Here is a 26,859-nt window from a genome sequence, read left to right as displayed (position 1 = left end):
GCACCCCGGGGGCGATGGGATGCCTTTTGGTGTTAGCGTGAAGAGAAATGGTTTGCCTTACATGGACAGCAATTGACCTTCTTCGGCGTCGGACAAGAATTTGGTGAGACCCATTTGACCATCAAATAAATCATCAACCAAGTCGCTTTCATCCCAGCCCAATACGTCAAGCACCATGGAACAGGCCCACACCTTCATATCGCCGAGCATTTTGCCCTGGCCGAACATATCGATGGGGTCTGGGGCATTTTTCTCACACAGTTCAGCATTGAAAGCGCTGTCACCGTAGCGGTCATTGCCGCTGGCGGTTTTGGCGAAGACCTTAATGGCACCCATGGACACAAAAACGTGAACAGGGCGTTCAGACACAGCCGCGACGGACGCGATCATGGAAGCGAGTTGCAGTTTGTCACGATCAACTGAGCTGAGCATGATGAAAAGCGGCGGTGTTGCCATGGGGGGAAACCTCCTAGAATGGTGAGCATCTTGTTTTGAGATATGTGTTGTAACCATATTCCAGAACAAAATCCACACAAAAATAGTGCAATTAATTACGTCTCGAAAATAGATGATAGAACACTAATACTACTGGGGTGTGTTAAATAGAATTTCTCATACTATCGGAAAAATCGTAGAAATACAGCGCGAGCCGCACCATAGGTTTTTTCTTTGAGTAAGGAAAATTGGGGTGGTGGTGTTAAGCTCTCAGATTGGGCAACTTCGACCAAGATGATCGCACCTTCGTTCAACCAGCCCAGCGTCGCCAAAACGTGCAAGGTCGGTTCTGTTAAGTTTTTGGCGTAAGGGGCATCTAGGAAGGCGTAGTCAACGGCTGCATTGGGCATGCCCAAGGACGCAGCTTTGATGGGCAGGATGGAGGTGTTTGCACCTTCGCCCAATGTTTGAATATTGGCTTTGAGCACGTCGAGGGCGGCTCTGTTGTTTTCGACAAAAACGACATGGGCGGCACCGCGGGACAAAGCCTCCAACCCCAACGCACCGGTGCCTGCGAACACGTCGATGACCCGTGCACCGGACAGGGCGGGGCTGTCGGGCAAATGTTCAAGAACGTTAAACATCGCCTCGCGGGCGCGATCCGAGGTTGGCCGGGTATCGCGACCTTTGGGGGCTGCTAGCGGGCGACCTTTGTGTTTGCCGCTGACGATGCGCATGGGCCGCTCACGCGCTCGACGACGTGCGGGGCTTGCGTTGCGGGCCTTTGGACTTAACCGGCCCCTTGCCCGCAGGTTTTGTGTCCCAAGGTTTTGTGCCCTGAGGTTTTGAGCTAAGGGGTTTTGAGCCCTGGGGTTTTGGCCGTGGCTTCGATTTCGGCTTGGCATTGGATTTGGGTTTGGCTTTGGCCCAACCCGTTTTGGTCATTTTGATCGGTATGCCGGAGCCATCAAGCTTGCCGCCCAACTGATCAATCATCTGGCGGCGCGGAATCATTTGCAGGTCGCCGCGTTGCAGGTTGTCGAGACGAAACGGTCCGTAACTGGTGCGGATCAAGCGGTTCACCTGGAGTTCCAGGTATTCCATGACGCGGCGAATTTCGCGGTTTTTGCCTTCCGTCAGCGACACGATCAGCCACGCATTGCGCCCGGTTTTCTTTTCAATGCGCGCATTGATGGACCCATAGGTCACGCCGTCATGGGTGATGCCCGCCTTCAATGCGGCCAGCTTTTCGTCATCGACAAAACCAAACACCCGCACCCGGTAGGTGCGCACCCAGTCGTTGGATGGCAGTTCCAATTCGCGCGCCAGCCCGCCGTCGTTGGTCAGCAGCAACAGACCCTCGGAATTGAGATCGAGGCGTCCCACCGAGACCAGCCGTCCGGCTTCGCGGGGTAATTTATCAAACACCGTCTCGCGGCCTTGATCGTCCTTGTGCGTTGTGACCAGTCCAGGCGGTTTGTGATAACGCCACAATTGGGGTTCAACGGGGGCGGCCAAAGGTTTGCCGTCGACAACGACGGTGGTCGGGTCGCTGACAAAGGTGGCGGGGCTGTCGATGAGTTTGCCGTTGACCTTGACGCGTCGCTCTTCGATCAGGCGTTCCGCGTCGCGCCTGGAACACAGTCCCGCGCGGGCGATCACTTTGGCAATGCGTTCGCCTTTGTCAGCCTCATCTGAGGCTGCGTTGTTAACGTCGTCTTCGGTGGGGTCCTCGGGAGCGTCTTGGATGTCGTCTTGATCAGTCATAGCTGTTGTCCCGATCGATGGCGTAAACGCGTGCGGCTTCAACAAAAGCGGCCATGATGCGCGAGTCCGCGGGGGTGATTTCAAATTCTGGATGCCATTGCACGCCCAGACAAAAGCTCATGTTGATGGCCTCACAGCCTTCAATGACGCCGTCGGGCGCGCGGGCGTTGATGCGCACGCCAGCAGGTTCATCACGGGCCGCTTGGTGGTGCGCGCTGTTCACCTGGATGTGGGGCTGGCCAATGATCTGATCGAGCAAGGTGCCTTTGGTGATCTCGACGTTGTGACTGACCTGGTCGCGGGGATTGGGCTGTTCGTGCGCTAAACACCCCGGAAATTCGTCGGGGATATGCTGCACCAAGGTGCCGCCCAGCGCCACATGGATCAGCTGTTGACCCCCGCAAATGCCCAAGATCGGCACATCGAGTTTCAGCGCCCCTTGCAGCATGCCCATTTCAAACGAGGTGCGATCGTCTTTGGTGGTGACGCTATCGTGGACGATGGTTTGGCCGTAAAGGGCGGGATCGACATCAAAATTGCCGCCGGTGATGAGCAACCCGTCGATGTCGTCGAGATAGATGTCGAGCAAGCTGGGTTCGTGGGGCAGCAACAATGGCAGCCCTCCGGCCTTCACCACCGCCGAAATATAGTTGTGGCGCAACGCATACCAAGGAAACTTGGAATACTGATCCGCGCCACCGGTGTCGCTGTCGAGCGGAATGCCGATGACGGGGGTGATCAAATCTGTGTGTGAATCATGTGTCATAGGGGGGAATGTACGGGGCCAAAGGGTTTGGAGCAAGAAGACTTGACGTAGAAGTCGTGCAATTGCACCTTGAGACCATGAACAATCGCAGCGAAACCTATATGGAAATGGCCCTGTTGGAAGCTCAAAACGCGTTTGAACGCGGTGAGGTCCCGGTCGGCTGTGTGATTGTCGATCCTGAAACCGAAACGGTTTTGGCCCGCGAAGGCAACCGCACCGAAGAATTGAGCGACCCCACCGCCCATGCCGAACTGTTGGCAATTCGCGCTGCCGCCAGCAAAATCGGCTCGGCGCGGTTGAACGGCATGGATCTCTACGTCACTTTGGAGCCCTGCGCCATGTGCGCCACGGCCATTTCGTTCGCCCGCATTCGCCGCGTTTATTTCGGTGCTTATGATGCCAAAATGGGCGGTGTCGAACACGGCCCGGCGATGTTCCAACAACCAACCTGCCACCACGCCCCCGAAGTCTATGGCGGCCTCAACGAAGCGGCGGCGGCAGAGTTGTTGAAAACCTTTTTTCGCGAAAAACGCTAAGCGTCTTTCTGACCTCAAACGTCATCCCCGGCCATGACGGTGGGTCTGATGGATCAACCGGTATTACAGTCTGGGCAACAGTTCGCGCAGCCATCAGCCGTGGGAAAAATCGTTTTGGCTTTTGCCACAGCCCCATGACAGCTGGTGTGCGATCCGAGCGGGATTCGATTGTCTAAATCGGGCAACGTGGTGCACGTTTCCGTGTGCACTTCGTGTTGGCCGTTGTCTTGAGCGTTGCGGTTGACGATATAACAAGCCATGTGAGCACCTTTTTTGTCTAACTGTGTCGAAGAATTAGCCTTCGATACAGGACGGTGCCGGGTTGGCGTTGTGAACCTATTTATGCCCGCTGATTTCCGAATGCAGCGGTTTGGTGTCTTCAAACAATTTCAACTGCTCTTCAGACGCCTTGGTCTGGTGGTTGGCTTTCCACTCGGCAATGCTCATGCCGTAGACGGCTTGGATGGCGTCGTCTTTGCTGAGTGGCACCCCTTGTTCCTCGGCCGCCGCCAGCAGCCACTTGTACAGGCAGTTGCGGCAAAAGCCGGACAGGTTCATCAAGTCGATGTTTTGCACATCGGTGCGCTTTTGCAGGTGACCGACAAAGCTTCGCCATGCGGCGGCTTCTAGGTTGGTGCGGGTTTGCTCATCCATGGGAAGTCCTATTCGCGTTCCAGCGCCCGCCAGCCAATATCGCGACGACAAAAACCTTCCGGCCATTTGATCGCATCGACGGCTTGGTAAGCCTTGTCCTGAGCGTCTTTGACGGTTTTGCCCGTGGACGTTACGCCCAAAACGCGACCACCGTCGGAGATCACCTTTTTGCCTTTGAACTTGGTTCCGGCGTGGAAGATTTCCACCCCCTTAATCGCCCGGGCATCGCCCAAATTGTTGATTTCGGAGCCCGTCGCGTAGTGACCCGGATAACCGTCTGCGGCCATCACCACCACCAGGGCGGTGTCTTTTTTCCACGTGATGGAGGTTTTGGCCAGGGTGCCGTTTGCACATGCCAACAGCGCTTCGAGCACATCGGATTTCATCCGCGCCATCAGCACTTGGCATTCCGGATCGCCAAAACGGACGTTGTATTCCAGAACTTTGGGCTCACCGTTGGCGATCATCAAACCCGCGAACAGCACGCCCTTGTAAGGACAGCCTTCAGCGGCCATGGCGTCGATGGTGGGTTGGATGATGGTTTCCATAATTTTTTTGTGCAGCGCTTTGTCCACCACGGGCGTGGGGGAATAAGCCCCCATGCCGCCGGTGTTGGGGCCGACATCGCCTTCGTGCACGGCTTTGTGGTCTTGGGCGGATGCCATGGCGACGGCCGAGTTGCCGTCCACCAGGGCAAAGAAGCTGACTTCTTCGCCGGGCATGAATTCTTCAACCAGCACTTCGTCGCCAGCATCGCCAAAGGCGCGTTCGATCATGATATGATCAATGGCAGCGTAGGCTTCATTTTTGTTGTGACAGACAATGACGCCCTTGCCAGCCGCCAGTCCGTCGGCTTTGACAACCACGGGGCAGTCCATTTTCATGATGAATTCTTTGGCCGCGTCGGGCTCATCGAATACGCCGTATGCGGCGGTGGGGATGTTGTATTTCGCCAGCAAATCTTTCATGAAGGCTTTGGAGCCTTCCAATTGGGCCGCTTTTTTAGACGGGCCAAAGGCTTTTATGCCGACGCTTTCCAGCTTATCGACCAGACCCGCCACCAGGGGCGCTTCCGGTCCGACGACGACAAAGTCGATTTTTTCTGCCTTGGCGAATTTTAAGATGCCGTCCACGTCATCGGATTTGATTTTGACGCATTCGGCAACATCCGCAATTCCGGCATTGCCCGGTGCAGCATAAAGCTTGTCGCATTTAGGAGATTTCGAAATCGCCCAACACAGCGCATGTTCGCGCCCACCCGAACCAACCACCAAAACCTTCATCGGCAAAAGCCTCCCCGACTCAATTGAATTCTTCCAAGAATTTACATTTTTGCTCACGACTTTTTTTGCCGTGCGTGAATGTATCATACATACTGTCGAGCGCGAGTGAATAGCTAACCGGACGTATGAAGTACGAAATGACAGAAAATGGCTTAAATGCACCGATTTTTTCGGTATCGGAAGTTTCGACCCACTTAAAACGGGTTGTCGAAGATTCGTTTTCGTTCGTTCGCGTGCGTGGGGAGATCTCCGGATTCAAGCGCGCGGGCTCGGGTCACCTCTATTTTCGCCTCAAAGACGACGAGGCCGTTTTGGACGGGGTGTGCTGGCGCGGCTCGGCGGCGCGCTTGTCTGTTGAGCCCGAAGACGGCCTGGAAGTCATCGCCACGGGGCGACTCACCACTTATCCGGGGCGTTCAAATTATCAGATTGTCGTCGAATCCATGGAAGTCGCCGGTGAAGGCGCGCTGCTGAAATTGCTGCAAGACCGCCGCCTCAAGCTGGCCGCCGAGGGTCTTTTTGACGCCGATCAAAAACAACCCATCCCCATGTTGCCCGAGGTCATCGGGGTGGTGACGTCGCCCACCGGGGCGGTGATACGCGATATTTTGCACCGCTTGAACGACCGTTTCCCGCGCCGCGTGCTGGTGTGGCCGGTGTTGGTTCAAGGCGACGGCGCCGCCCAGCAGATTGTCAACGCCATCGCTGGCTTTAACCGCCTGAAACCGGATGGTCCGATTCCTCGGCCCGATGTGTTGATCGTTGCGCGGGGCGGCGGCTCGTTGGAAGATTTGTGGGCCTTTAATGAAGAAATCGTGGTTCGCGCCGCATTTGAAAGCGCAATTCCGCTGATCAGCGCGGTGGGTCATGAAACCGACACCACCTTGATCGATTTCGCCTCGGATTTGCGTGCGCCGACGCCCACGGCGGCTGCGGAAATGGCGGTTCCGGTGCGTTCAGAACTGGTGGCGCAAGTGCAAGACGACAGCGCCCGGTTGATCCGTGCCGTCGGGCGTTTGGTGGCGGATTACAGGTCGCACCTGCAAGGCTTGTCGCGGGGCTTGCCCGATTTGAACACCTTGATGGCCAACCAGCGCCAGCGCTTGGACGATTGGGGCGATCGCTTGGGCACCAGCTTGCAATCGGGGGTGAACCGAAGGCACCGCCGCTTGGCCGAGGTGGCCGGCGCACTCAGTTCCCCACGCGCGCGCATCGCTTATGGGTTTGAACGCTTGAGCAGCCGGGGCGATGGCTTGCTGCGTGCGGCCAGACGAATCGGCGAAGCGCGCCGACGCCATTTGGAGCAGACGGCGCGTTTGCTCGATGGGTTGTCGTATGAACGGGTTTTGGACCGGGGCTTTGCCTTGGTGACCGACGCCAAAGGCAAGGCCGTCACCGATGCCAAGTCCCTGGCCCCCGGCGATGATATCTTGGTTAAGATGAAGGGCGGCGATATCGCGGCGCGGGTGACCGGAGAGGCTCCGGCAAAACCCAAAAAAGCCCAAAAACCCCAGCCGTCTGCCAAAGATGACACCCGTCAAGGAAGTTTGCTGTGAGATTTTTTCTGGTTCTGTGTACGTTTTTTGCACTGCCTTTTGCGGCCCAGGCTGTGGAGCTGAACGGCACCTTGGCGCAGGGCGGCTTGGTGGTGGGGCAAGTTCAACCGGGCAGTGTTGTGACGTTGGACGGCCAAACTGTGGCCGTGGCCGCCAATGGGGCGTTTGTCATGGGCTTTTCCCGCGATGCCGAGCCTAGGGCTCGGCTCAAAGTTTTAGGGCCAGGGGGCTCCGTCGAAGAGCAAACCCTGTCCATCGCCAAGCAAACCTATCAAGTTCAGCGTATCGACGGCTTGCCGACGCGAAAAGTGACGCCAAATCCCGCTGATGTCGCCCACATCAAAGCCGATAACGCCAAAATCGGCGCGGTGCGGAGTTCCATGAGCACCGATCCACGCTTTTTGTCGGGTTTTCACTGGCCCGTCAGCGGTCCGATATCGGGCGTGTTTGGATCGCAACGCATCTTGAACGGCACCCCCAAAAGCCCGCATAACGGCGTCGACGTCGCCGCCCCCCGGGGCTCGATCATTCAAGCCCCCGCCGACGGCGTGGTGGCGCTGGTGGCGGATGACATGTTTTACACCGGCAAGACGATGATGATTGACCACGGCTTGGGCCTGACCTCCGTCTACGCCCACATGGACGATATCTTTGTCATTGAAGGCCAAGTTCTGAGCCAGGGCGATGCCTTGGGTACGGTGGGCCAAACAGGTCGCGCCACCGGACCGCACCTGCATTGGGGGCTGACGTGGAAAGCGGTCCACGTGGATCCTCAATTGGCGGCCGGACCTATGATGAAGTGATCCGCGAATATCAGAATGTGGTTAAGGCAGAACGATTTCGACGCGACGATTCTTCGGCTGGTAGGCATTATCCGGCGTCGCGATCAAGGGTTCGGCTTCGCCCATGGCTTTGATGAAAATTTCCGAAGCTTGAAAGCCTAAGGCGACAAACGCGGTCTTAACGGTTTCTGCCCGGCGTTTGGACAGGGCCAAGTTATAGTTTGCATCGCCCGCGCTGTCCGTGTGGCCGCTTAAGTCGATGCGAATCAACTGCATGGCCTTTGCCTTGGCCGCCACGTCTTCGATGACCGCCACCGCTTCGGGCGACATATCGGCTTTGTTCAAGGCGAAGTGAACCACGTAGGTTTCGGTGGCGCTGTACGCTGGCGCTGCGGACGCAATTTCTTGATCCTTTTCAGTCTTTGAGGACTCTCCAGCGGAAGGCTCGGCCTGATTGGCGGCAAGGCTTGAGGTCTCGGCCTGCAGGGAGGTGTCCGCTTTGTTTGCAACGAGGGCATGGGGTGTGGAGGCCCCGCCAAATGAGAACTTAACGCCAATCATGGCGCTGTGGGCCGAATAATCCATCGACGTTTTGGCGCCATTTTGGGTGGAAAAGTCTGCTTTGGCCGTGGTGAAATAGCGGTAATCCGTAAAAAGATCGATTTGATCGTTGAGAGCATAGCTGATGCCGACAATAGCTTGCACCGCCCCAACCGTATCGGAAGTGTTGAGTGTGGAACCGCCAAAGGGCGTTGCGTTGTCCATTTCAACGGAGCTGACGCCCGCGCCGACACCAACATAAGGCTTGGCTGCAAAATCGAGATCGAGATCAAGATCGTAAATCGCGTTGACCATCAAGCTGGTTACCAAGGTTTCGCCACTGGCTGCCGTGCCTGCAACTGTATTGAGGCCGGCAGCGCGCCGGGAAAGTTCGCCTTCGATGTGCCAGTTGTTGGCGAAATCATAACCAACAAAGGCTGCGCCAACGGTGGAATTGTCAAACTGAACGGTGCCCCCGCTGGTGCCAGACGCTTTGGTGTCGGGACTGCTGGATAATCCGAGAGCGGCACCGCCATAAAATGTGTCGGCGGCCTGAGCAGGGGTGACGGTCGTCAGACTGGTGCAAACGACGATGGCAATTGACGCTATTGGACTGCGCATTCAGCTCTCACATTTCAGATGACTACAATTTAGAATCATCCAGAATATGCGGCGATTGCCTAAAAAATCCGTTAAGACGGATGTGTTCATACTCTATGTTGTGGTTGTGAGGGGTGTTGAGGGAACGGGGGGGTTAGACGGGCCAGCGTTTGTGCAGCCACAGCCAGTCGCCGGGGTGCTGGGCGATCCAGCGTTCCAAGGTCGCGTTGACGTCCGTCATGATGGTGCGCACATCGGCTTTTTTGTCGCCCGTGGGGGTGACTTTCAGGGCCGGATGGTAAATCACTTTAAAGCGTGCACCGGGCAGACGGATGCATTGAATGGGCACCATCGGAGCATCGAAGCGGAGCGCGAATTCGGCCAAGGCGGTCCCGGTCATGGCGTCGCGGCCAAAAAACGGCACGGCAATGCCGTCGTTGAGCTTTTGGTCGACCAAGATGCCTAAGTTTTCGCCCCGCTTGAGCAACGTAAAGGCACGCTTGGCGCCGGGTGCACCCTTGGGGATCAATTCACCAGGAGAGGAGCGCCGCGTGAACACGTCTTGCAACAACGGATTGTTGGGGGCGCGATAAAACACATGGACGCCAAAACCAAGGATGCCCGCCGAAACCGGCAACAGTTCCCAGTTGCCCAAGTGGGCGCTGAAAAAAAGCACAGGCTTTCCCGACCCAAGGGCCGCGTCAAGATTGTCTTGACCTTCGATATAGACCCTTTTCTTGCCGGTGTCGCTCAGCAGATGGTCCATTTGGGCGAACTCAAAGGCGGTGCGGCCCATATTTTCCCACACTTGGCGTAAAATTTGTTCGATCTCCGCCTCGCCTTTATCGGGAAACGCCAAAGACAAATTTATCCGTGCGGCTTTGGAGGGTTTGAGCAATGGTCCAAAGGTTGACGCCAACACGCCACCGATAGCCGAGGCCAAGGCGAACGGCAACAACCGCAAGACAAACACCCCGCCGCGCGCAACCCCCGCGCCGATGAAATCGACAAAGGTGGGTTTGCGGGTGTTGAGCGGCGAAACGGGTTTAGGCATTCGGGCTCGATTCAACGTTGACCTGAGCTGGCGTGTCCGACAGCGCGCTTTCCACCAACGGGGCCAGCATGGCATCGACCTCACCTGTGATTTTCCAGGTGAGTTGAATGTTGATGGCGCGGATGCGCTTTTGGTGTTTGGGGCTGAGGCGCACATGGTCTTTGGCGGTGGTCAGCACCGGCAACTCCACGGCGTTGGCGAGGATCGAGAGAATTTCCGCCTCGGAATAGGGGTGATGGTCGTCGAATGCATGACAATCGGCCAGCTTGCAGCCCAGACCCTCCAACGTTTTGAAAAACTTTTTAGGCTGCCCGATACCCGCAAAAGCGACGATCTTTTGACCCTTCAGGTCGGCGTAATTGCCAACGGGTTCGAGCTTTGCGCGCAGGACCGACATGTCTTTAAAGCCCAGACTGCGCACGCGCCACCAGACGTCGGCTTCATCCGCGCCCAGTAACACCACGGCATCGGTGCGCGCCAAGCCGCTTTCAATGGTTTCGCGCAGCGGCCCGGCAGGCATCACCCGGCCATTGCCAAAACCGTAACTGCCATCCACTACCAAGATGGAAAAATCTTTTTCAACGCTGGGGTTTTGAAAGCCGTCGTCCATGATGATGATCTGGGCCCCCGCTTGAACGGCGGCTTCAATGGCAATGCGGCGCTCGCGGGCAACCCAGGTGGGGGCGATGCGCGCCAACAACAAGGGCTCATCACCAACCTCTAAGCTGGTGTGAGTGCTGACGTCCACGCGCACCGGGCCAAGTTCGGAGCCGCCATAACCGCGCGAGACGATATGCGCGTCAACACCCTGTTTTTTGAGGCGTGTCACAATGTCGATCACGACCGGAGTTTTACCGGCCCCGCCGACCACCAAGTTGCCAATGCAGATCACCGGAACCGGAGCGCGCCAAGGAGTTGCGGCCTTGCGTCGCAGGGTGCCGATACCCGCCGCAATGCAGCCTAGGGGGCGCAAAAAGGTGGGCAGTAAGCCGTCGGTCGTGCGATCCCAAAAATCAGGCGCGCGCATGGGAGGAGCCTCCTTGTTTATCACCGTCTTGCTGTGGTGTTGGCGGTGTTCTTGTGAAAAAAGGGGCAAGGGCCATTATGATCCGATCTAAAACGTCGGCTTCGGATCTGGCGGTCGTTAAGGCCGCAGTTGCGGCTTGTTGACAAAGGTGTGGGTCGTTCATGAAGGTCTCAACTGCAGCGGCGAGTTCTGATTCATCAGCGACCCAACGGGCCGCACCTGCTTTGGCCAAAGTGCATGATATATCTTCGAAGTTGCTCATGTCTTTGCCGAAAATCAGGGCGCTTGATAACATTGCGGGCTCAATGGGATTTTGCCCACCCCCCGCTATTTTGCCGTCCGCACTGACGATGGACAAGGTTTTGCCTATAAATACGATTTCGCACAAGCGATAAAACAAACCCAGCTCACCCATGGTGTCGGCGATGTAAATATCGGTCGTATCGTCAATCGGTTCGTTGAGGCTGCGGCGTCGGACGCAGAGGCCTTGATCCGTCAGTTCTGCGGCCACGATTGCGCCGCGATCGGGGTGGCGCGGCACGATGATGCTCAGCACTTGGGGCCATTTTGCCTTCAGCGCCTGATGGACCCGACCGCACACGGCTTCTTCACCCGCGTGGGTGGAGGCCGCCAGCCATCTTGGTCGCTCACCGATGGAGGTGGAGAGCTCTGCGAGGGCCGATTCGTCAGCAGGCAGGGGCAGCGAGGCAAATTTGAGATTGCCCGGCACCTGGACGGCCTTTGCGCCCAAACCTTCAAACCGGGCACCATCCGTATCGCTTTGCGCCAGCACCAGTTTAAACGCCGCTAAGATGCGTCCGATCATGGCGCGGCGTTTTTGCCAGCCGCTGTAGGAGCTTTTCGACATGCGCCCGTTGACCACCACCATGGGCACAGCGCGGGCACGGGTTTCAATGACCAAGTTGGGCCAAAATTCGCTTTCCACCCAGAGCGCCAAATCGGGTCGCCAATGTTCCAAAAAACGGCGCACATAACGGCTGGTATCTGCGGGCACATATTGGTGGATGGCGGGGGCGGGCAGGCGTTCCGCCATGATACGTGCCGATGTCACGGTGCCGGTGGTGATCAATACGGACCAGTCGGGAAATGCCTTAAAGATCCGCTCCACCAGGGGCAAAACCGACAAAGCTTCCCCCACACTGGCGGCGTGCATCCACACCACTTGGCCGTTCGGACGGGGGATCGATGTGATGCCCAGACGTTCGTTAAAGCGCAGCGGATCTTCTTTGCCGTGTTTGAGGCGACGGTTTAAGTACAAGCGAATCAGCGGTCCGCCCAGGGTTGTCGCCATGCGGTAAAAGGACAGCTTCACGGCGCGTGCTCCCCGTCAACGGGGCGCTCAGCAGGCAACGCGGTGGGCAATGGGGCAGGTTCTGGCGTTTGCAAGCCGAACTCGGCATCTAAGTCCTGGGTCATGGTGTTGAGCCGCTCTTCAAACGAATGGCGCAGGGCTTCATAGTCTTCTGCGCTGGCCTTGCGCGGCACATCGATGGGCGGGGCGATTGAGATCACGCCGCGGCTAAACGGAGTGGGGATTTGCAGCCGATCCCAGGTGCCGAGAATTTTGCTGGACGATGAAGCGGCGGTGACGGGCACCAGCTTGGCCCCGCTCATGCGCGCGATGTTGATTGCGCTGAGTTGCATGCGTTGGCGCGGCCCCTTGGGGCCGTCGGGGGTGATGGCGATCACTTCACCGGCTTTGAGGGCGCGGATCATGGCGCGGGCTGCCTCAGCACCGCCCTTTTTGGTCGACCCCCAAATGGTTTTGATGCCCAGGCGATTGTAGGTCATGGCGGCGATTTTTCCGTCACGATGGGGGGTGCTGAGCATGCTCAGTTGGACCGTGTTCTGCCAGCCAAAGGTCGCCATGATCATGCGCGCGTGCCAAAAGCACACGATGATGGGCTGTTCGGCGTCGTATTGGCTTTGAATGATGTCCCAACCGCGCACTTCCCAGCGGCTGGTGGCGTGAGCAAAACGCAGGTAGCGGGCAATGAGAAACGACACCAGAGACTGGGCCCAGGTCTTTTCTAAGATGCGCTTGTGCAGTTTCACTTAAGGGGTCCTCTTTGCCCGTTGCCCGTTGCCCGTTGCCCGTTGCCCGTTGCCCGTTACGCACCGGCCAGGGTCATGCCCTCAATGCGGACCGTTGGCGCGTCAACTCCATAGAGGAATTTGAGATCGTTTGCCGGGGTCATGCTCATAAACATATCTTTCAAATGCCCGGCGACGGTGACTTCGGACACCGCATGGGCGATTTCGCCGTCTTCAATCCAAAAGCCGCTGGCGCCACGGGAATAATCCCCCGTGACGGTGCTCACGCCCATGCCGATCAGTTCGGTGACCAAAAAGCCCGCTTTGATGTCTTTGATCAAGTCCGCCACCGATAGCTCGCCCGCTTGTAAGTAGAGGTTCGATGCTCCCGGCGACGGCGGGCTGGACACGCCACGTCCGGCATGGCCGGTTGAGTGCAAGCCCAGTTGACGGGCCGAGCGCAGATCCAGGAGCCAGGTGGTGAGCTTGCCTTGATCGATGATGTTGCGCCTTTGCGTGGCAATGCCTTCGTCGTCAAATGCTGCCGAGCGCAAGCCGCGCATGCGGTGCGGGTCGTCCACAATGGTGATGGAGGGGGCAAAAATATCAGCGCCCATTTTGTCTTTGAGAAACGACGTGCCGCGCGCAATCGAAGACCCATTGATGGCGCTGGACAGGTGTCCGACCAGAGAGCGGGCGGCGCGGTGGTCAAATACCACCGGAACTTGCTGGGTCTTGGCTTTTTTCGGATTGAGACGACGCACTGCGCGTTCCCCCGCCGAGCGGCCAATGGCGGCTGCCCCTTGCAGGTCTTCGGCCCACACCGCGCCGGTGTAGTCGTAATCGCGCTCCATCCCGGTGCCTTCGCCCGCCAACATGGACGCACTTAAGGAATGGCGGGAGCGCTGATAGGTGTGGGCAAAGCCGTTGGAGGCGGCAAACGCGATGGACGATTGGCTAAAGCCCGCACTGGCCCCTTCGGAGTTGCTGACGCCGGAAACTTCCAAACCCGCTTCTTCCGCCACCCGCGCGCTTTCCGTGAGCTCTTCGGCGCTGGGTTGGGACGGGTCGAACATGTCGAAGTCCAAGAATTCGGTGGCCAGCTGATCGGGATCGGCAAGGCCCGCGTAGGGGTCTGCGGGGACCATTTTGGCCATCGCCACGGCGCGCTCAACCAATTCGTCCAAAGCGGTTTTGCCGATATCGGACGACGACACGATGGCTTGCGATTTGCCGACGAACACACGCAGGCCCAAATCTTGGCCTTCTGAACGTTCCAGTTGCTCAACTTCGCCTTTGCGCCACGATAACGACAGCGATGTGCCTTGGGCGAACACGGCGTCGGCCGCATCGGCCCCTTGGGCCTGGGCGCGCTTGATCAGGTCTTGCAGCAAGTTGAGCTTATCTTGAATGGTATCGGGCATAAGGGTTCCCACTTCAGGTTTTGGTCCTGAGTGTATGTAAGGGAATTAACCGCCTACGCCAAGGCCTCGCGGATAAAAGAATTAAGTGCTCGCTTGGCTTAAATCATCAATCAAGTCGCGCACGTCTTCAATTCCCACCGACAAACGAATGGTGCCGGAGCGAATCCCTGCATCCAGTTGCTCGGCCGGGGTCATTTTTTGATGGGTGGTGGTGGCGGGATGGGTGATGAGGCTTTTGACGTCTCCCAAATTGTTGGAGATGTCGATAATCTGCAACCCGTTCATGATCTTAAACGCCCCCTCTTTGCCGCCTTTGACGTTAAACGCAATGATGGTGCCGCCCTTGCCAGACATTTGCTTCATCGCCAAATGGTGCTGAGGATGGCTTTCAAGGCCGGGGTAGATGACCTCTTCGATGGCGTCTTGGGTGCTGAGGAACTGAGCAATTTGCAGCGCGTTGTCGCATTGGCGCTGGACGCGCAGTTCAATCGTTTCCAGGCCTTTAAGCAAAATCCACGCGTTGTAGGGGCTGAGCGCCGGGCCGGTTTGGCGCAAAAAGGGCGCGACGGTGTTTTCCAGGTATTCTTCATTGTTGGACAAAATGGCCCCGCCCAATGACCGCCCTTGGCCGTCGATGTGCTTGGTGGCGCTGTAGGTGACGACGTCGGCACCCAGTTCCAAGGGGTGCTGCAACACCGTGGACGCAAAAGCGTTGTCGACAATGACCAAGGCCCCGGCTTTGTGTGCAAGGGCGGACACGGCAGCCAAATCAATGATCGACAGAGCCGGATTGGATGGCGTTTCCAAAAACACCGCTTGAGCAGGGGTGCTCAACGCTTTGGCCCAGGCATCTAAATCGGTGCCGTCGACAAATTCGGCTTGAATACCCCAGCGCGGTAAAATGGCATGAATGACGTGGTAACACGCGCCGAACAAAGCCTTCGCCGCGACGACGCGATCCCCAGTTTTGAGGTGCGCTGCCAGGGCCGCAAACACCGCCGCCATGCCGCTGGCGGTGCCTTTGCAGTACTTGGCCCCTTCGACCGCGGCCAGACGGTTTTCAAAAATGCTCAGCGTCGGGTTGGCGTAGCGCGAATAGACGTAGTGGTCTTCTTCGCCGGTAAACGCGCGTTCGGCCTGTTCGGCACTGTCGTAAACAAAGCCCGACGTCATGAACAACGCTTCGCTGGTTTCGCCAAAGGCGGTGCGTTCCAGGCCAGCGCGCACTTGACGTGTGGCGGAACGCCAGGATTTGGTTTGATCAGTGTCGGTCATGTCGTTTTTCCCTTAAAGCAAACAAAAAAAGCCCGGACCGAAGGCCAGGGCGAGATGTTGTCGGCCCTTTTGGGCGCTTTCGCTGTGCTTCGGCCTTTTAGCGGATTGTTTTACGTGGCCGCAAGCCGACCGGCCAAATCACCACGTTTATGGCGTTTAAAATGTCCGACGAAATGCACGCCGTCAAGTCGGGAATTGATTTTTAGGACAGGTTTTGCTTGGAGTATGAGCTTGTGGTGGCAAAGTGCGGCTAATCGTCCCATATATGTGGGGCTGCCCTTGCGGTGGTGAAAGCCCTCTGTCATAGAGGGGGCTGCTGTTCAAAGTTGAAATATCGGAGACCGCCCATGTCCTTCACCGCAACCACCAACAGGCTCTTTTTTGAAAACACCGGGATGAATCGTGATCGCATCACACATGTCGTTGAAGACGCCTTGAACGGTGCTGACGACGGCGAGCTGTTTTTGGAATATCGCCAATCGGAAAGTTTGTTGTTTGACGATGGACAGTTGAAGGCGGCGAATTTCGACACCGCGCAAGGCTTTGGTCTGCGCGCGGTGGCGGGGGAAACGGCGGGCTACGCGCACGCCACGGAATTGTCCGAAGAGGCCATCAAACGGGCCGGGCAAACGGTGCAATCGGTTTGTCGCGGTCAAGGCGGCGTGTTGGCCGAACCGCCCAAGGGCACCAACGTTAAATTGTACGGCGAAGAAAACCCCCTGCAAGGCATGGCGTTTGAATCCAAGGTCAAGCTGCTGGGCGATATTGATGCCTACGTGCGCGCCAAAGACCCGCGGGTGAAACAAGTCTCGGTGTCGTTGGCTGGCAATTGGCAAGCGATTGAAGTCCTGCGTTCCGGCAGTTCAGCCGCCGACATTCGCCCGCTGGTGCGGATCAACGTATCCGTGGTGGTCGAACAAGACGGGCGCATGGAAAACGGATCGTTTGGTGCCGGCGGACGGGCGGAATACCAGCATTGGATTTCCCCCGATAACTGGCGCAATATCGCCGATGAAGCTTTGCGCCAAGCCATCGTCAACTTAGACAGCGTGCCCGCCCCTGCGGGTGAAATGACCGTTGTGCTGGGCCCCGGCTGGCCCGGTGTGTTGCTGCACGAAGCGGTCGGGCACGGCCTGGAAGGCGATTTTAACCGCAAGAAAACCTCGGCATTTGCGGGCCTGTTGGGCGAACGCGTGGCGGCCAAGGGCGTGACGGTGGTTGACGATGGTACGATGAATGAACGTCGTGGGTCTCTGACCATTGACGACGAAGGCACGCCGACGTCCAACACCGTGCTGATTGAAGACGGCATCTTGAAAGGCTTTATGCAAGACCGCATGAATGCGCGCCTGATGGGTATGGACGTCACCGGCAACGGGCGGCGTCAAAGCTATGCTCACGCCCCGGTACCGCGTATGACCAATACCTATATGCTGGGCGGTGATCTGGACCCCCAGGAAATCATCCAGTCGGTGAAAAAGGGTCTCTATGCGGTGAACTTTGGCGGTGGACAGGTGGACATCACGTCTGGCAAGTACGTGTTCAGCTGCACCGAAGCCTATAAGATCGAAGATGGCAAAGTCACCGCTCCGGTGAAGGGGGCGACCTTGATCGGCAGCGGTCCCGAAGACTTAAAACGCGTCACCATGATCGGCAACGACATGAAGCTGGATACGGGTGTGGGCATGTGCGGCAAAGACGGACAAAGTGTGCCTGTCGGTGTTGGTCAGCCCACCATGCGCATCGAAAACCTGACGGTTGGCGGCACCGCGTCGTAAAGGTCCGCCGGAAGCTGAATGTGTTTATTCGGCGCTGAGACGCGCGGAGGTGTTTGGGTTCTTGGCGTTGCGTTCGCGCAAGCCTTCTGCGAACGAAAGCGCGACAATGCGCGAGACTTCTCTATCGACTTGTTCGGAAAAGCGCAAAAAGTCGTTGGTGGCTTCGATGATGGCGTCGGAGTCCTGAGTGCTTTTGACGGTTTTCACCAACACATCGCCCGCGGCATGCATTTCGCGATGCATGTCTTCAAGGTTTTTGTAGGCCGTTTCTGAAAACCCGGCACGTTTCATGTCGCGATACCACTGACCCAGGCGGCAATATGCGGGGTTGTGATGCAGATCCAACAGCGGCATGGTTCCCTGCTCGTTCAGGCTGGTCATTGTGATAGTGTAGACGGTGTCCAAGACCTTGCGGCGATACGACAAGTGGTTGTCCCAGGCGTTGTACAGAAATCCCAGTTCTGATGACGGCCAAACAGGGTCGTCTTTCACAATTTGGATGAATTTTTCGATGGGCAGCGGTCGGCTCATCCAAAAGCCTTGGGCTTCTGTGCATCCGGACGCCAACAAGAATGTATAGGCACTCTCGGTCTCCACCCCTTCGGCGATGGTTTTGATCGACATATCACGCGCCATCAAAAGGCTGGATCGCACGATGTGGGTGTTCTTTGAATCTTCCGACATGCGCCCGACCACGCCCTGATCCAACTTGAGTGCGGAAAACGGCAATTGGCTGAGCGCGTCCAGGGACGAATATCCGGTACCAAAATCGTCCATGACGATTTCAATGCCCAATGCCACCAAATCCAACAGCGTATTATGAATGCGGCCCGACACATCAACGATTGCGGTTTCGGTGATTTCGATTTGCAAGTTGCCGGGACTGATGATGCGATTGCCGATATAGCTGCGCAGCATTTTCACCAGATACGGCGAGCGCAAATCCAGGGCGGAAACGTTGAAGGCAATTTGAATGTCGGGTTTGAGGGTGCGCAGACGGGCAATGTCTTCGACCAGTTCCGTTAACATCACGGCCGTGATGTCGGTGATGAAGCCACTTGCTTCGGCTTGGGGCAGAAAAAGGCCCGGCGGAATTTGCGTGCCGTCGGGCTTATTCCAGCGCAACAATGCTTCGCCACCGACGATACGGCCGGTTTTAAACGATATTTTAGGCTGGAAATGGAAACAGAATTCGCCGTTGTGCAGCGCCTGTTCAATCTCAGCAAGGGCAATCTTGCCGCCGCTCATAAATGCATCGTCCTCGTTGTTTTTTCGTTTTTTATAATCTGCTTGGCACCATGGTAACACGCTCAGAAAACAACGGGCAATAATCAAACATTTTTATGGGGTTTCTGTAGCTCAATACGCGTATTCGCGGAAAATTGGGTCAACGCAGCCCTTCCACCGTCGTTCATAGGCAAACAGCAAATCTTCAGCCGGGGTGAGGCCGGATTCTGCAATTTGGAACAAAGGCTTAAGGAAACGGCTTTCGTCCAGACCGACGCCGTCCAAACGCTTGCGCCGCACCAAGCCTTCGTGTGCGCATTCCAAGACGTCCAGGGCGATATCGCCTACGGTGGTGCTGCGAAATGGCGTGTTCAGCGCGTGCTCGGGCACATTGGCGCGGAGCTGGTTGTGTTCTTCCAGGGTCCAATCCTTCACAAGGTCCCACGCGTGGTCGAGGGCGCCACCGTCATAAAGTAGCCCGACCCAAAGTGCGGGCAAGGCGCACAAGCGGCTCCAGGGGCCGCCATCGGCACCGCGCATTTCGAGGAACTTTTTCAAGCGCACTTCGGGGAACGCCGTGGTCAGGTGGTCTTCCCAATCTTTTAAGGTCGGCAGCTCACCGGGCAGGGCGGGCAGCTTGCCGTTCATAAAGTCGCGAAACGACTGCCCCGTTGCGTTGATGTAGGTGCCATTGCGATAGACGAAGTACATGGGCACGTCGAGCATGTAGTCCACATACCGCTCAAAGCCGAAGCCGTCTTCAAACACGAACGGCAAATTGCCGGTCCGGTCCGGGTCGGTGTCGGTCCAGATGTGGCTGCGATAGCTGAGATAACCGGACGGCTTGCCTTCCTTGAATGGAGAGTTGGCGAACAGCGCCGTGGCGATGGGCTGCAACGCCAACGAGACGCGAAACATCTTGACCATGGTGGCTTCTGAATCGAAATCCAGGTTGACCTGAACGGTGCAGGTGGACTGCATCATATCGAGCCCCAAGCCGCCGCGGGTCGGCATGTATTTTTGCATGATGGCGTAACGGTTTTTGGGCATCCACGGCATTTCGGTGCGCGGCCATTTGGGCTGATAGCCGACGCCCAAAAAACCGATGCCCATTTCGGCGGCGACGCTTTTGACCTGTTGCAGATGGGTGCCGACTTCTTTGCAGGTTTCGTGAATGGTGCCCAGCGGTGCGCCCGACAGTTCCAACTGACCTGCCGGTTCCAAGGTGATGGACGAGCCATCCTTTTGCACCAAGGCGATGACGTGACCGTCTTCCGCCACCGGTGTCCAGCCGAACCGGGTCAGCTTATCCAGCATCATCTGAACGCCTTGGTCGCCTTCGTACGTCAAAGGTCGCAGGTCGGAAAGGCGATAGGCGAATTTTTCGTGTTCGGTGCCGATCAGCCATTTTTCAGGCGGTTTGCAGCCGCTGGCCAAGTATTCGATCAGGTCGCGTTTGCTGGTGACGGTGGGGGATGGTTTGGTGGACATAGAGGGCGCGCTCATGTTTTGGCCAGTTCGTTGGGGGCGGTTTATTCGCCGTTTAGAGCTTGCATTACGGCCAAGGCGGCAATGGCCGCCGTTTCGGCGCGCAGAATTCGGGGTCCGAGGTTCACAAAAACAGAAATGGGTAAATTTTCTAGTCCGTCAAGCTCTTGTGCTTCAAATCCACCTTCCGGCCCGACGAGAAGCCCCATGGGGCCGGTGAGGGAAGGCAGCTTTTCGGCCAGTGGGGTGCAATCGCGGCGCTCTGCTGCCACCAACAAAACGCGGCCTTGGGGCCACACTTGGGCGAGTTTTTCCAGAGGTATGGGCTCAGACAGGGTCGGTACGGTGAGGCGTTCGCATTGCTCTGCCCCATCAAGAATTTGTTGGAGCAGGCGATCCATTTTGAGGCGGCGGTTTTCGGTGCGCGCGGTCAAAACCGGAATCATACGTTCGACGCCCAGTTCGACGGCTTTTTCCACCACCATATCCAAACGGTCTTTTTTCAACGGTGCAAAGGCTAGCCAGGGGCCGGGTTCAGCCAGTTGGGCGCGGGTTTGGTCTTGGCATTCGGCGGAGGCTTTGGTTTTACCCAGGTCGGTTAAGGTGGCGCGCCATTCGCCGTCACGGCCATTAAACAGCAAAACCTCATCCCCCACTCGGGCGCGCAACACGGCGCGCAGCTTGTGCGCCGGGCCGGGACCCAAAGCGACGGTGAGACCCTGTGACAGGTCCGCATCGCAGTAAAGGCGGGTGATGGTTTTCGATTCGCTCATGCCCTGATCATAAGCATGTTTGCATATGGGTACAGCAATGTCGTAAGAATGGGGGCATGAGCACCATAACCCCACCACCCGAAATGTCGGCTGATAGCGATGCCAGCGACATCCGTTCCGAAGGTATGATTGTCCAGCTGACGCCGCCAATCTTGCGTCCGTATGTGTATTTGATGCGTTTGGACCGACCTTATGGAGCGTGGCTGCTGCTGTTGCCGTGCTGGTGGTCGATTGCCTTGGCGAGCCAAGGGACTTGGCCGAATGTGTGGTTTCTGGTCCTGTTCGGCCTCGGCGCGTTTATTATGCGCGGGGCGGGTTGTGTCATGAACGACATCGCCGATCGCGATTTTGACGGCCGGGTGGCGCGCACCGCAAACCGACCCATTCCCAGTGGACAGGTGACGATCAAGCGCGCGTTGGCTTTTTTGATATTCCTGGGGCTGTTGGGGTGCGCCATCTTGGTGCAGTTCAACACCTTCGCCATCGGTGTTGGCGTGCTGTCGTTGGTGACCGTGGTCATCTACCCGTATATGAAACGTTTCACCTATTGGCCGCAGGTGTTTTTGGGCTTGTCGTTCAATTGGGGGGCGCTGTTGGGTTGGGCGGCGGTGCAGGGCAGTTTGGGGGCTGCGCCGGGAACGCTTTATGCGGCGGGCATCCTGTGGACGTTGGGATACGACACCATCTATGCCCACCAGGACAAAGAAGATGATATCTTGATCGGCATTAAGTCCACGGCGCTGCGCCTGGGCAATGCGACGCGCGGTTGGTTGGTGTTTTTTTACGGGGGGTGTCTCGCCCTGATTGCGCTCAGCGGCGGACTTGCGGGTTTGAGCTGGGCGTTTTATCCGGCCCTGATCCCCGCAGCCCTGCAGTTGGCATGGCAAGTCGCCAGCGTCGACATCCACAACCCCAAAAGCTGCTTATTGCGTTTTAAATCCAACCGGGATTTTGGCCTGCTGGTGTTTGCGGCCATGGTTGTGGGGCAAGTTTTGGGCTGAGTTTAGCTGAGAAAAATCAGGGTCTGCCAGCCGTGGGGCAGGGCGGATTTGGTCAGTTCGTTGGTGCGTTTGGCGCGCAGCGCGGGGCTGTCGATGCCCGCTTTGATGAAGTCGTCTTTGGCTTCACCGGGGGCTATGAGGGAGCGGGCGTAGTTGAGCACTTCGCATTGGCTCATGGCGGTCCACTGGCGACCGTCGGTTTGGCACGAAGATAGCGGCACCGGACGTCCTTCGCGGCTTAAACATCCGCGACGCGACAGGTAGGCGTGTACCGCGTTTAAGATGGTGCCGTCTTCGATCGCCAAGTGAATGTCGTGCAGATGGGCAAAATCGTAATTCGTGCCGACGGCTTCGGTTTCATGCACGCGGTCCAATTGCGCGTCCGTCAGCCAAGTGACGAACACGTTGGCTTGGGCTCCCGGGGCGTGCGCCAAGGTCGCTGGAATTGATCCGTAATGAGAAAAGTGCGCACTGTAAACGGCATCGAATTCATGCAAAGTGGCGCGGGTGACGTAGACGGGCTGATCCAGCAAGTGATCGTAGTCTTTAAATTTTTGCCCAAGATGATCGGGCGCGGCGTTAGAGCCGGACGCGATCACCGCGTGACGTCGGGTGGTTTCATGCCCGCCGACGGGCAGGGCACGCCAACCGTCCCGGTCCAGCACATAAGAGCCTTCGGGGATGTCAAACGGATAGGACTTTGCGTGTTCTATTGGGCATTTGGGCGAGCTTGTCATGGCCCTTGGAATATGCAGCATTTCAGCGCGCGCGTCTAGGTCCTGCGTTTAGGCCCCAAGGTATTTTGAGATATCAACCTCATCGATTTGCTCGGGCTTGAGGAAGCGTTCGGCGTAGTCTTTGTAGATACCGCTTTCCAATAGCAGGCGGAACAAATCCGGATCGATGTGTTGGTCTTTGACCATGAACGACAAAATTTTGATGCTGTCACTCAAGGTTTTGGGTTTTTTGTAGGGACGATCGGCGGCAGTCAGGGCCTCGAACACGTCCGCCAGCGCCATGATGCGGGCCGGCACCGACATGTCTTTTTTGGACAGCTTGCGGGGATACCCGGTGCCGATCAGTGTTTCGTGATGGGCACCCGCGTATTCGGGGATTTTGCGCAGATGTTTAGGGAACGGCAATTGTCCCAACATAACGATGGTCTGCACGATATGATTTTGGATGATGTAGCGATCTTCGTTGGTCAGCGTGCCACGCGCGATGCTTAGATTGTAAATCTCACCGCGATTGAAGAGGTGCTCGGGCACAGCCATGTCAAAGCCGAACTGTTCCGAATTGGGGGCCTCAAAGGTGCCGTCGCGGTGGAACAAGTGTTCGGCCCGGTCAGCCAACAGGAATTCTTGTGCCGGAATCGCCTTGGCGGGTTTGACTTCCTTGCGGCGCAGTTCTTCGTGTGAAATGCCGATGCGATCGTCCAAGGTGCGGGTCCAGGTGCCCTGCGCGATTTGTTTGAGCCGCTCAACCTTTTCGGGAGCCATGAATTCTCCACCAACGTTGCATTCGGCGACGAAGGCATAGTCGTCATCAATCTGGTCCAGCTTGGCATCCAGCTCGACCTTCAAGGCATCGCGGTCACCACCGTCAGCCACTTGTTTCCAGTAGGCGATTTCCAGCTCACGCTTTTGAATTTCGAACCGCATGCGCACTTCGTGAATGCGGTCGTTAATGGTTTCCAGCTTGGTGGCTTTGTCGACCACGTATTCGGGCGTGACCACTTTGCCACAATCGTGCAGCCAGCTTGCCAGATGCAGTTCGCGAAATCCGGCTTCGTCCAAGGTGAAGTCGGACAGCTCGCCATGGTCGGCATTTACGGCGGCGGTGGCGAGCATTTGGGCCAGTTCCGGCACGCGCGCGCAGTGGCCCCCCGTATAAGGAGACTTGGCGTCAATGGCGCCCGCAATCAATTGGATGAAGCTGTCCATCAAGCGGGCTTGGGCTTCAATCAGCATTTGGTTGTCGACCGCGACCGCCGCCTGAGAAGCCAACGCTTCGATCAAGGGCACGATTTGGGCCGAAAACGGGATGGACTCACCATTTTTCCCTTGGGCGTTCAGCAATTGCAAAACGCCGATGATTTCGCCGGAATGGTTTTTCAGCGGCACGTTCAAAAAGGATTTGGACCGATAGCCAGTGCTTTCATCAAATTTCCGCGGTCCGGTGAAATCAAATTCAGTCGCTTCGTAAACATCGGGGATGTTGACTGTTTTCCCCGATACCGCAACGTGCGAAGCAACGTTTTTATGATTGGCCTCACCCGTTTCGACGTCATAGACCGAAATGGGCGGAAAGGGGATGTCTTCGCCCGTGGTGCCGCCTTTGGCAATGCCAAGGCTGTCGGTGCGCATGATTTCGAACTTGAGGAATTTGCCGTCGGCTTCGGCTTCAAAGACGTCTTCACCTTCGTGCTCAACCATATGGCCGCACAGATACAGGGTGCCGCCATCGGCGTTGCACAGGGTTTTGGCTTCCAACAAAATATTTTCGAGCAAGCGATGGTGATCACGCTCCGCCGATAACGCGATGCCGATTTCAATCAGCTTCGCATAATCCGCTGTGTTCACACCCTGATCGTCCGGAGCTTTGTCCGGTGCAGTACTTTCTGGCATCAAACCGCCCATTGCTAACGCTCGCGCATCAGCCCCCTGAAGCTCTTGTCTGCGATTTCGTACGATTAAACCATCATTTTGCAATGATTAAAATGATCTAATAAAAATAAAATGAGACTTGCGATGGTGTTTTTCCATTGAAAATGAATGCAAAGCTGTGATCTTTGTCACATGGCATATACATCACTTAGAGATTTCATCGATGAATTGGAGCGTGCGGGCGAGCTTGTGCGTGTTTCCAAGCCCGTGTCTCCCCACTTGGAGATGACCGAAATTCAGACCCGACTGCTGGCTGAAAAGGGCCCAGCCGTGCTGTTTGAGAACCCGGTTGATGGGGATGGCAAGCCCTATGGGGCACCGGTTTTGGTCAATTTGTTTGGCACCGTCGAGCGAGTCGCCCGCGGCATGGGGCGCAAGCCCCATGAACTGAAAGGTGTGGGTGAAACGCTGGCATTTTTGCGCCAGCCCGAACCGCCGGGTGGGTGGCGCGAAGCGTTGGAGATGGCACCGCTGTTGAAAACCGTCATGTCGATGAAGCCCAAAACGGTCAAATCGGCCCCCTGCCAAGAGGTTGTGATTCTCGGTGACGACGTGGATTTGGCCACATTGCCGATCCAGACCTGCTGGCCGGGTGAGCCGGCTCCGCTGATCACCTGGCCTTTGGTGGTGACTGCCGGACCAGATCCAAAAAACGACAAGCGCGATGTGCCCAATTTGGGCATCTATCGCATGCAGGTGACGGGCAAAAACACCACCTTGATGCGCTGGCTGCATCACCGCGGCGGCGCCCAACACTTTTTACGGTGGAAAGAAAAGCGCAGCGATCCCATGCCGTTGGCGGTGGCCATCGGAGCCGATCCGGGCACCATTTTGGCCGCTGTGACGCCTGTCCCCGATACTTTGTCGGAATATCAGTTTGCCGGCTTGCTGCGCGGTAAAAAGGTCGAGTTGGTGGATTGCAAAACGGTGCCGTTGCAGGTTCCCGCCACCGCTGAAATTATTTTGGAAGGCCACGTCAGTCTCTCAGAGGTGGGTGACGAAGGCCCTTATGGCGATCACACGGGCTATTACAACAATGTCGAACCGTTCCCGGTGTTCACCGTTTCAGCCATCACGCACCGCAAAAACCCGATTTATCTGAGCACCTATACCGGACGCCCGCCCGATGAGCCGAGTGTGTTGGGCGAAGCCCTGAACGATGTGTTCGTGCCGCTTTTTACTCAGCAGTTCCCTGAAGTGCGTGATTTCTGGTTGCCGCCGGAAGCATGCTCTTACCGGGTTGCGGTGGTGAGTATGAAAAAGGCCTATCCCGGTCACGCCAAGCGCATCATGCTCGGCGTGTGGTCGTATCTGCGCCAATTCACTTACACCAAATTCGTGATTATCGTCGATGAAGACATTGACGCGCGCGATTGGAACGATGTGATGTGGGCGTTGTCGACCAACGTTGACCCGGCACGCGACACCACTTTGATCGAAAATACCCCCATCGATTACCTTGATTTTGCCTCACCCGACAGCGGCTTGGGGTCCAAAATGGGCATCGACGCCACCACCAAAATCGGCCCCGAAACCAAACGCGAATGGGGGGCGAAAATTCGCATGGAGCAAGGGGTGGTGGATAAGGTTTCCGCCATGTGGGATGAACTGGGATTACCGGGATCGGGCAAACCGATTTGGAAGTAGAGCCTTGATCAGCTTTGCACCCAGGGCAATCCGGAGATTTTCCAACCGTTGATCGTGCCGCGGCGTTTTTGACTGTCAAGATCGCCTTCAAACCCGAAAGCAACGTTGTAGCAGTTGCTGTAGCCCATTTCCGTCAAGGCATGTGCGGCGAAGGCCGAACGATAACCGGATCGGCATATAAACAAGATGGTGGTGTCATTGGATCTGGGCTTGGCGGTTTTTAAGACTTGGGCGACAAAGTCTTTGTTGATGGCCATGGTGGGATAAGACAGCCAAGGCACAAACATACAGGCACGTCCCAGCGATGTGATGTCAGGCACGCCGACATAGGCCCATTCTTCAGGCGTGCGCACATCAATGAGGACCGCAGATGGGTCATCTTGCAGACGTTCCCAAGTTTCTTTTGGCGTTAAATTTCCGGCATATATCAGTTGATTGGGGTTCATAAGGGAGGTCCACAGGATCATTAAAAAAAAGCGAAACAGATTTATGTTAAATCTGGTTTTGCACTTTGCCCTGTGCACC

General features: G+C 56.8%; 25 protein-coding genes and 1 riboswitch. Of the genes, 6 read left to right on the top strand and 19 right to left on the bottom strand.

Features of this window, described 5'->3' with window-relative positions:
- Positions 1–57: 57 nt before the first annotated feature.
- The 4 genes from BEN30_RS07425 to BEN30_RS07410 all read right to left on the bottom strand — a co-directional run bounded on the left by BEN30_RS07425 (position 58) and on the right by BEN30_RS07410 (position 2,968).
- The gene (locus BEN30_RS07425) at positions 58–456 is read right to left on the bottom strand and encodes a DsrE family protein (RefSeq protein ID WP_069957704.1); all 399 of its coding nucleotides are present in this window, start codon (positions 454–456) and stop codon (positions 58–60) included.
- A 161-nt stretch (positions 457–617) separates the two neighbouring features.
- A complete protein-coding gene (gene rsmD, locus BEN30_RS07420) occupies positions 618–1,172 on the bottom strand; it encodes a 16S rRNA (guanine(966)-N(2))-methyltransferase RsmD (protein WP_069957703.1) in 555 nt (184 codons plus the stop codon).
- Positions 1,173–1,179: 7 nt separating this feature from the next.
- Positions 1,180–2,202, bottom strand: coding sequence for a pseudouridine synthase (locus tag BEN30_RS07415; protein WP_084005197.1), 1,023 nt, complete (start codon positions 2,200–2,202; stop codon positions 1,180–1,182).
- Complete coding sequence (locus tag BEN30_RS07410) at positions 2,195–2,968, bottom strand: gamma-glutamyl-gamma-aminobutyrate hydrolase family protein (protein ID WP_069957702.1); 774 nt, start codon at positions 2,966–2,968, stop codon at positions 2,195–2,197. The genes BEN30_RS07415 and BEN30_RS07410 overlap by 8 nt, the downstream gene beginning before the upstream one ends.
- Before the next feature lie 77 nt (positions 2,969–3,045).
- On the opposite strand from BEN30_RS07410, the gene BEN30_RS07405 reads away from it, so the two are divergent.
- Entirely contained in the window at positions 3,046–3,504 is a 459-nt protein-coding gene (locus BEN30_RS07405) for a nucleoside deaminase (RefSeq protein ID WP_069957701.1), read from the top strand.
- 336 nt (positions 3,505–3,840) lie between these two features.
- Here the strand turns inward: BEN30_RS07405 and BEN30_RS07395 are convergent, their stop codons facing one another.
- Positions 3,841–4,158, bottom strand: a complete 318-nt coding sequence (locus tag BEN30_RS07395) for a DUF1244 domain-containing protein (protein WP_069957699.1) — start codon at positions 4,156–4,158, stop codon at positions 3,841–3,843.
- 8 nt (positions 4,159–4,166) lie between these two features.
- Positions 4,167–5,441: a phosphoribosylamine--glycine ligase gene (gene purD / locus BEN30_RS07390; RefSeq protein ID WP_069957698.1), complete on the bottom strand. Its 1,275-nt coding sequence runs from the start codon at positions 5,439–5,441 to the stop codon at positions 4,167–4,169.
- Between the two features lie 137 nt (positions 5,442–5,578).
- Between purD and xseA the strand changes: the two genes are divergently transcribed.
- Together xseA and BEN30_RS07380 are read left to right on the top strand one after the other, a co-directional pair.
- Positions 5,579–6,997, top strand: a complete 1,419-nt coding sequence (gene xseA, locus BEN30_RS07385) for an exodeoxyribonuclease VII large subunit (RefSeq protein ID WP_245649014.1) — start codon at positions 5,579–5,581, stop codon at positions 6,995–6,997.
- A complete protein-coding gene (locus BEN30_RS07380; protein ID WP_069957696.1) occupies positions 6,994–7,800 on the top strand; it encodes a M23 family metallopeptidase in 807 nt (268 codons plus the stop codon). The genes xseA and BEN30_RS07380 overlap by 4 nt, the downstream gene beginning before the upstream one ends.
- A gap of 21 nt (positions 7,801–7,821) precedes the next feature.
- Here the strand turns inward: BEN30_RS07380 and BEN30_RS07375 are convergent, their stop codons facing one another.
- The 7 genes from BEN30_RS07375 to metZ form a co-directional block, all read right to left on the bottom strand.
- Positions 7,822–8,940: an OmpA family protein gene (locus BEN30_RS07375; protein WP_069957695.1), complete on the bottom strand. Its 1,119-nt coding sequence runs from the start codon at positions 8,938–8,940 to the stop codon at positions 7,822–7,824.
- A 133-nt stretch (positions 8,941–9,073) separates the two neighbouring features.
- The gene (locus tag BEN30_RS07370) at positions 9,074–9,973 is read right to left on the bottom strand and encodes a lysophospholipid acyltransferase family protein (protein WP_069957694.1); all 900 of its coding nucleotides are present in this window, start codon (positions 9,971–9,973) and stop codon (positions 9,074–9,076) included.
- Positions 9,966–11,000 carry a tetraacyldisaccharide 4'-kinase gene (gene lpxK / locus BEN30_RS07365; RefSeq protein ID WP_069957693.1) on the bottom strand — a complete coding sequence of 345 codons (1,035 nt, stop codon included), beginning with the start codon at positions 10,998–11,000 and terminating at the stop codon, positions 9,966–9,968. Before lpxK ends, BEN30_RS07370 begins: the two co-directional genes overlap by 8 nt.
- Positions 10,987–12,333, bottom strand: coding sequence for a 3-deoxy-D-manno-octulosonic acid transferase (locus tag BEN30_RS07360; protein WP_245649013.1), 1,347 nt, complete (start codon positions 12,331–12,333; stop codon positions 10,987–10,989). The genes lpxK and BEN30_RS07360 overlap by 14 nt, the downstream gene beginning before the upstream one ends.
- Positions 12,330–13,076 (bottom strand): lysophospholipid acyltransferase family protein, encoded by a 747-nt coding sequence (locus BEN30_RS07355; RefSeq protein WP_069957692.1) that lies wholly within the window; start codon positions 13,074–13,076, stop codon positions 12,330–12,332. Before BEN30_RS07355 ends, BEN30_RS07360 begins: the two co-directional genes overlap by 4 nt.
- Positions 13,077–13,132: 56 nt before the next feature.
- Positions 13,133–14,479: a TldD/PmbA family protein gene (locus BEN30_RS07350; protein ID WP_069957691.1), complete on the bottom strand. Its 1,347-nt coding sequence runs from the start codon at positions 14,477–14,479 to the stop codon at positions 13,133–13,135.
- Positions 14,480–14,560: 81 nt separating this feature from the next.
- Positions 14,561–15,754, bottom strand: coding sequence for an O-succinylhomoserine sulfhydrylase (gene metZ / locus BEN30_RS07345; protein ID WP_069957690.1), 1,194 nt, complete (start codon positions 15,752–15,754; stop codon positions 14,561–14,563).
- 77 nt (positions 15,755–15,831) lie between these two features.
- Positions 15,832–15,909, bottom strand: a riboswitch (SAM riboswitch).
- A gap of 192 nt (positions 15,910–16,101) precedes the next feature.
- Here metZ and tldD point away from each other — a divergent pair.
- Entirely contained in the window at positions 16,102–17,532 is a 1,431-nt protein-coding gene (gene tldD / locus BEN30_RS07340; protein ID WP_069957689.1) for a metalloprotease TldD, read from the top strand.
- 24 nt (positions 17,533–17,556) lie between these two features.
- Here tldD and BEN30_RS07335 read toward each other — a convergent pair whose 3' ends face one another.
- From BEN30_RS07335 to BEN30_RS07325, 3 genes are all read right to left on the bottom strand, one after another.
- Complete coding sequence (locus BEN30_RS07335; RefSeq protein ID WP_139134907.1) at positions 17,557–18,780, bottom strand: EAL domain-containing protein; 1,224 nt, start codon at positions 18,778–18,780, stop codon at positions 17,557–17,559.
- Between the two features lie 111 nt (positions 18,781–18,891).
- Positions 18,892–20,265 (bottom strand): glutamate--cysteine ligase, encoded by a 1,374-nt coding sequence (locus tag BEN30_RS07330; protein WP_069957687.1) that lies wholly within the window; start codon positions 20,263–20,265, stop codon positions 18,892–18,894.
- Positions 20,266–20,291: 26 nt separating this feature from the next.
- Positions 20,292–21,020: a 16S rRNA (uracil(1498)-N(3))-methyltransferase gene (locus BEN30_RS07325; protein ID WP_069957686.1), complete on the bottom strand. Its 729-nt coding sequence runs from the start codon at positions 21,018–21,020 to the stop codon at positions 20,292–20,294.
- Positions 21,021–21,076: 56 nt separating this feature from the next.
- Between BEN30_RS07325 and ubiA the strand changes: the two genes are divergently transcribed.
- Positions 21,077–22,021, top strand: a complete 945-nt coding sequence (gene ubiA, locus BEN30_RS07320; RefSeq protein ID WP_170826988.1) for a 4-hydroxybenzoate octaprenyltransferase — start codon at positions 21,077–21,079, stop codon at positions 22,019–22,021.
- Positions 22,022–22,023: 2 nt separating this feature from the next.
- Here ubiA and BEN30_RS07315 read toward each other — a convergent pair whose 3' ends face one another.
- Both BEN30_RS07315 and BEN30_RS07310 read right to left on the bottom strand, forming a co-directional pair.
- A complete protein-coding gene (locus BEN30_RS07315) occupies positions 22,024–22,758 on the bottom strand; it encodes a hypothetical protein (RefSeq protein WP_139134906.1) in 735 nt (244 codons plus the stop codon).
- A gap of 48 nt (positions 22,759–22,806) precedes the next feature.
- On the bottom strand, positions 22,807–24,648 hold the full coding sequence (locus BEN30_RS07310; protein WP_069957789.1) for an HD family phosphohydrolase: 1,842 nt from the start codon (positions 24,646–24,648) through the stop codon (positions 22,807–22,809).
- A gap of 171 nt (positions 24,649–24,819) precedes the next feature.
- Between BEN30_RS07310 and BEN30_RS07305 the strand changes: the two genes are divergently transcribed.
- Positions 24,820–26,334, top strand: a complete 1,515-nt coding sequence (locus BEN30_RS07305) for a UbiD family decarboxylase (protein WP_069957788.1) — start codon at positions 24,820–24,822, stop codon at positions 26,332–26,334.
- A gap of 8 nt (positions 26,335–26,342) precedes the next feature.
- On the opposite strand, the gene BEN30_RS07300 is transcribed toward BEN30_RS07305, so the two are convergent.
- Positions 26,343–26,780 (bottom strand): rhodanese-like domain-containing protein, encoded by a 438-nt coding sequence (locus tag BEN30_RS07300; RefSeq protein ID WP_069957684.1) that lies wholly within the window; start codon positions 26,778–26,780, stop codon positions 26,343–26,345.
- Between the last annotated feature and the right edge of the window lie 79 nt (positions 26,781–26,859).

The organism is Magnetovibrio blakemorei (assembly GCF_001746755.1).
Classification (GTDB): Bacteria; Pseudomonadota; Alphaproteobacteria; order Rhodospirillales; family Magnetovibrionaceae; genus Magnetovibrio; species Magnetovibrio blakemorei.
This window is presented reverse-complemented; position numbering and strand designations above follow the sequence as displayed.

Bases quoted from the DNA above. Each gene is read 5' to 3' on its own strand.
- lpxK (WP_069957693.1), bottom strand. From the start codon at position 11,000: ATGCGCGCGCCTGATTTTTGGGATCGCACGACCGACGGCTTACTGCCC.
- BEN30_RS07405 (WP_069957701.1), top strand. From the start codon at position 3,046: ATGAACAATCGCAGCGAAACCTATATGGAAATGGCCCTGTTGGAAGCT.
- BEN30_RS07370 (WP_069957694.1), bottom strand. From the start codon at position 9,973: ATGCCTAAACCCGTTTCGCCGCTCAACACCCGCAAACCCACCTTTGTC.
- BEN30_RS07310 (WP_069957789.1), bottom strand. From the start codon at position 24,648: ATGCCAGAAAGTACTGCACCGGACAAAGCTCCGGACGATCAGGGTGTG.
- BEN30_RS07395 (WP_069957699.1), bottom strand. From the start codon at position 4,158: ATGGATGAGCAAACCCGCACCAACCTAGAAGCCGCCGCATGGCGAAGC.
- BEN30_RS07335 (WP_139134907.1), bottom strand. From the start codon at position 18,780: ATGAGCGGCGGCAAGATTGCCCTTGCTGAGATTGAACAGGCGCTGCAC.
- BEN30_RS07375 (WP_069957695.1), bottom strand. From the start codon at position 8,940: ATGCGCAGTCCAATAGCGTCAATTGCCATCGTCGTTTGCACCAGTCTG.
- rsmD (WP_069957703.1), bottom strand. From the start codon at position 1,172: ATGCGCATCGTCAGCGGCAAACACAAAGGTCGCCCGCTAGCAGCCCCC.
- tldD (WP_069957689.1), top strand. From the start codon at position 16,102: ATGTCCTTCACCGCAACCACCAACAGGCTCTTTTTTGAAAACACCGGG.
- BEN30_RS07415 (WP_084005197.1), bottom strand. From the start codon at position 2,202: ATGACTGATCAAGACGACATCCAAGACGCTCCCGAGGACCCCACCGAA.
- BEN30_RS07305 (WP_069957788.1), top strand. From the start codon at position 24,820: ATGGCATATACATCACTTAGAGATTTCATCGATGAATTGGAGCGTGCG.
- BEN30_RS07325 (WP_069957686.1), bottom strand. From the start codon at position 21,020: ATGAGCGAATCGAAAACCATCACCCGCCTTTACTGCGATGCGGACCTG.
- metZ (WP_069957690.1), bottom strand. From the start codon at position 15,754: ATGACCGACACTGATCAAACCAAATCCTGGCGTTCCGCCACACGTCAA.
- purD (WP_069957698.1), bottom strand. From the start codon at position 5,441: ATGAAGGTTTTGGTGGTTGGTTCGGGTGGGCGCGAACATGCGCTGTGT.
- xseA (WP_245649014.1), top strand. From the start codon at position 5,579: ATGACAGAAAATGGCTTAAATGCACCGATTTTTTCGGTATCGGAAGTT.
- BEN30_RS07315 (WP_139134906.1), bottom strand. From the start codon at position 22,758: ATGACAAGCTCGCCCAAATGCCCAATAGAACACGCAAAGTCCTATCCG.
- ubiA (WP_170826988.1), top strand. From the start codon at position 21,077: ATGAGCACCATAACCCCACCACCCGAAATGTCGGCTGATAGCGATGCC.
- BEN30_RS07410 (WP_069957702.1), bottom strand. From the start codon at position 2,968: ATGACACATGATTCACACACAGATTTGATCACCCCCGTCATCGGCATT.
- BEN30_RS07425 (WP_069957704.1), bottom strand. From the start codon at position 456: ATGGCAACACCGCCGCTTTTCATCATGCTCAGCTCAGTTGATCGTGAC.
- BEN30_RS07300 (WP_069957684.1), bottom strand. From the start codon at position 26,780: ATGAACCCCAATCAACTGATATATGCCGGAAATTTAACGCCAAAAGAA.
- BEN30_RS07330 (WP_069957687.1), bottom strand. From the start codon at position 20,265: ATGAGCGCGCCCTCTATGTCCACCAAACCATCCCCCACCGTCACCAGC.
- BEN30_RS07350 (WP_069957691.1), bottom strand. From the start codon at position 14,479: ATGCCCGATACCATTCAAGATAAGCTCAACTTGCTGCAAGACCTGATC.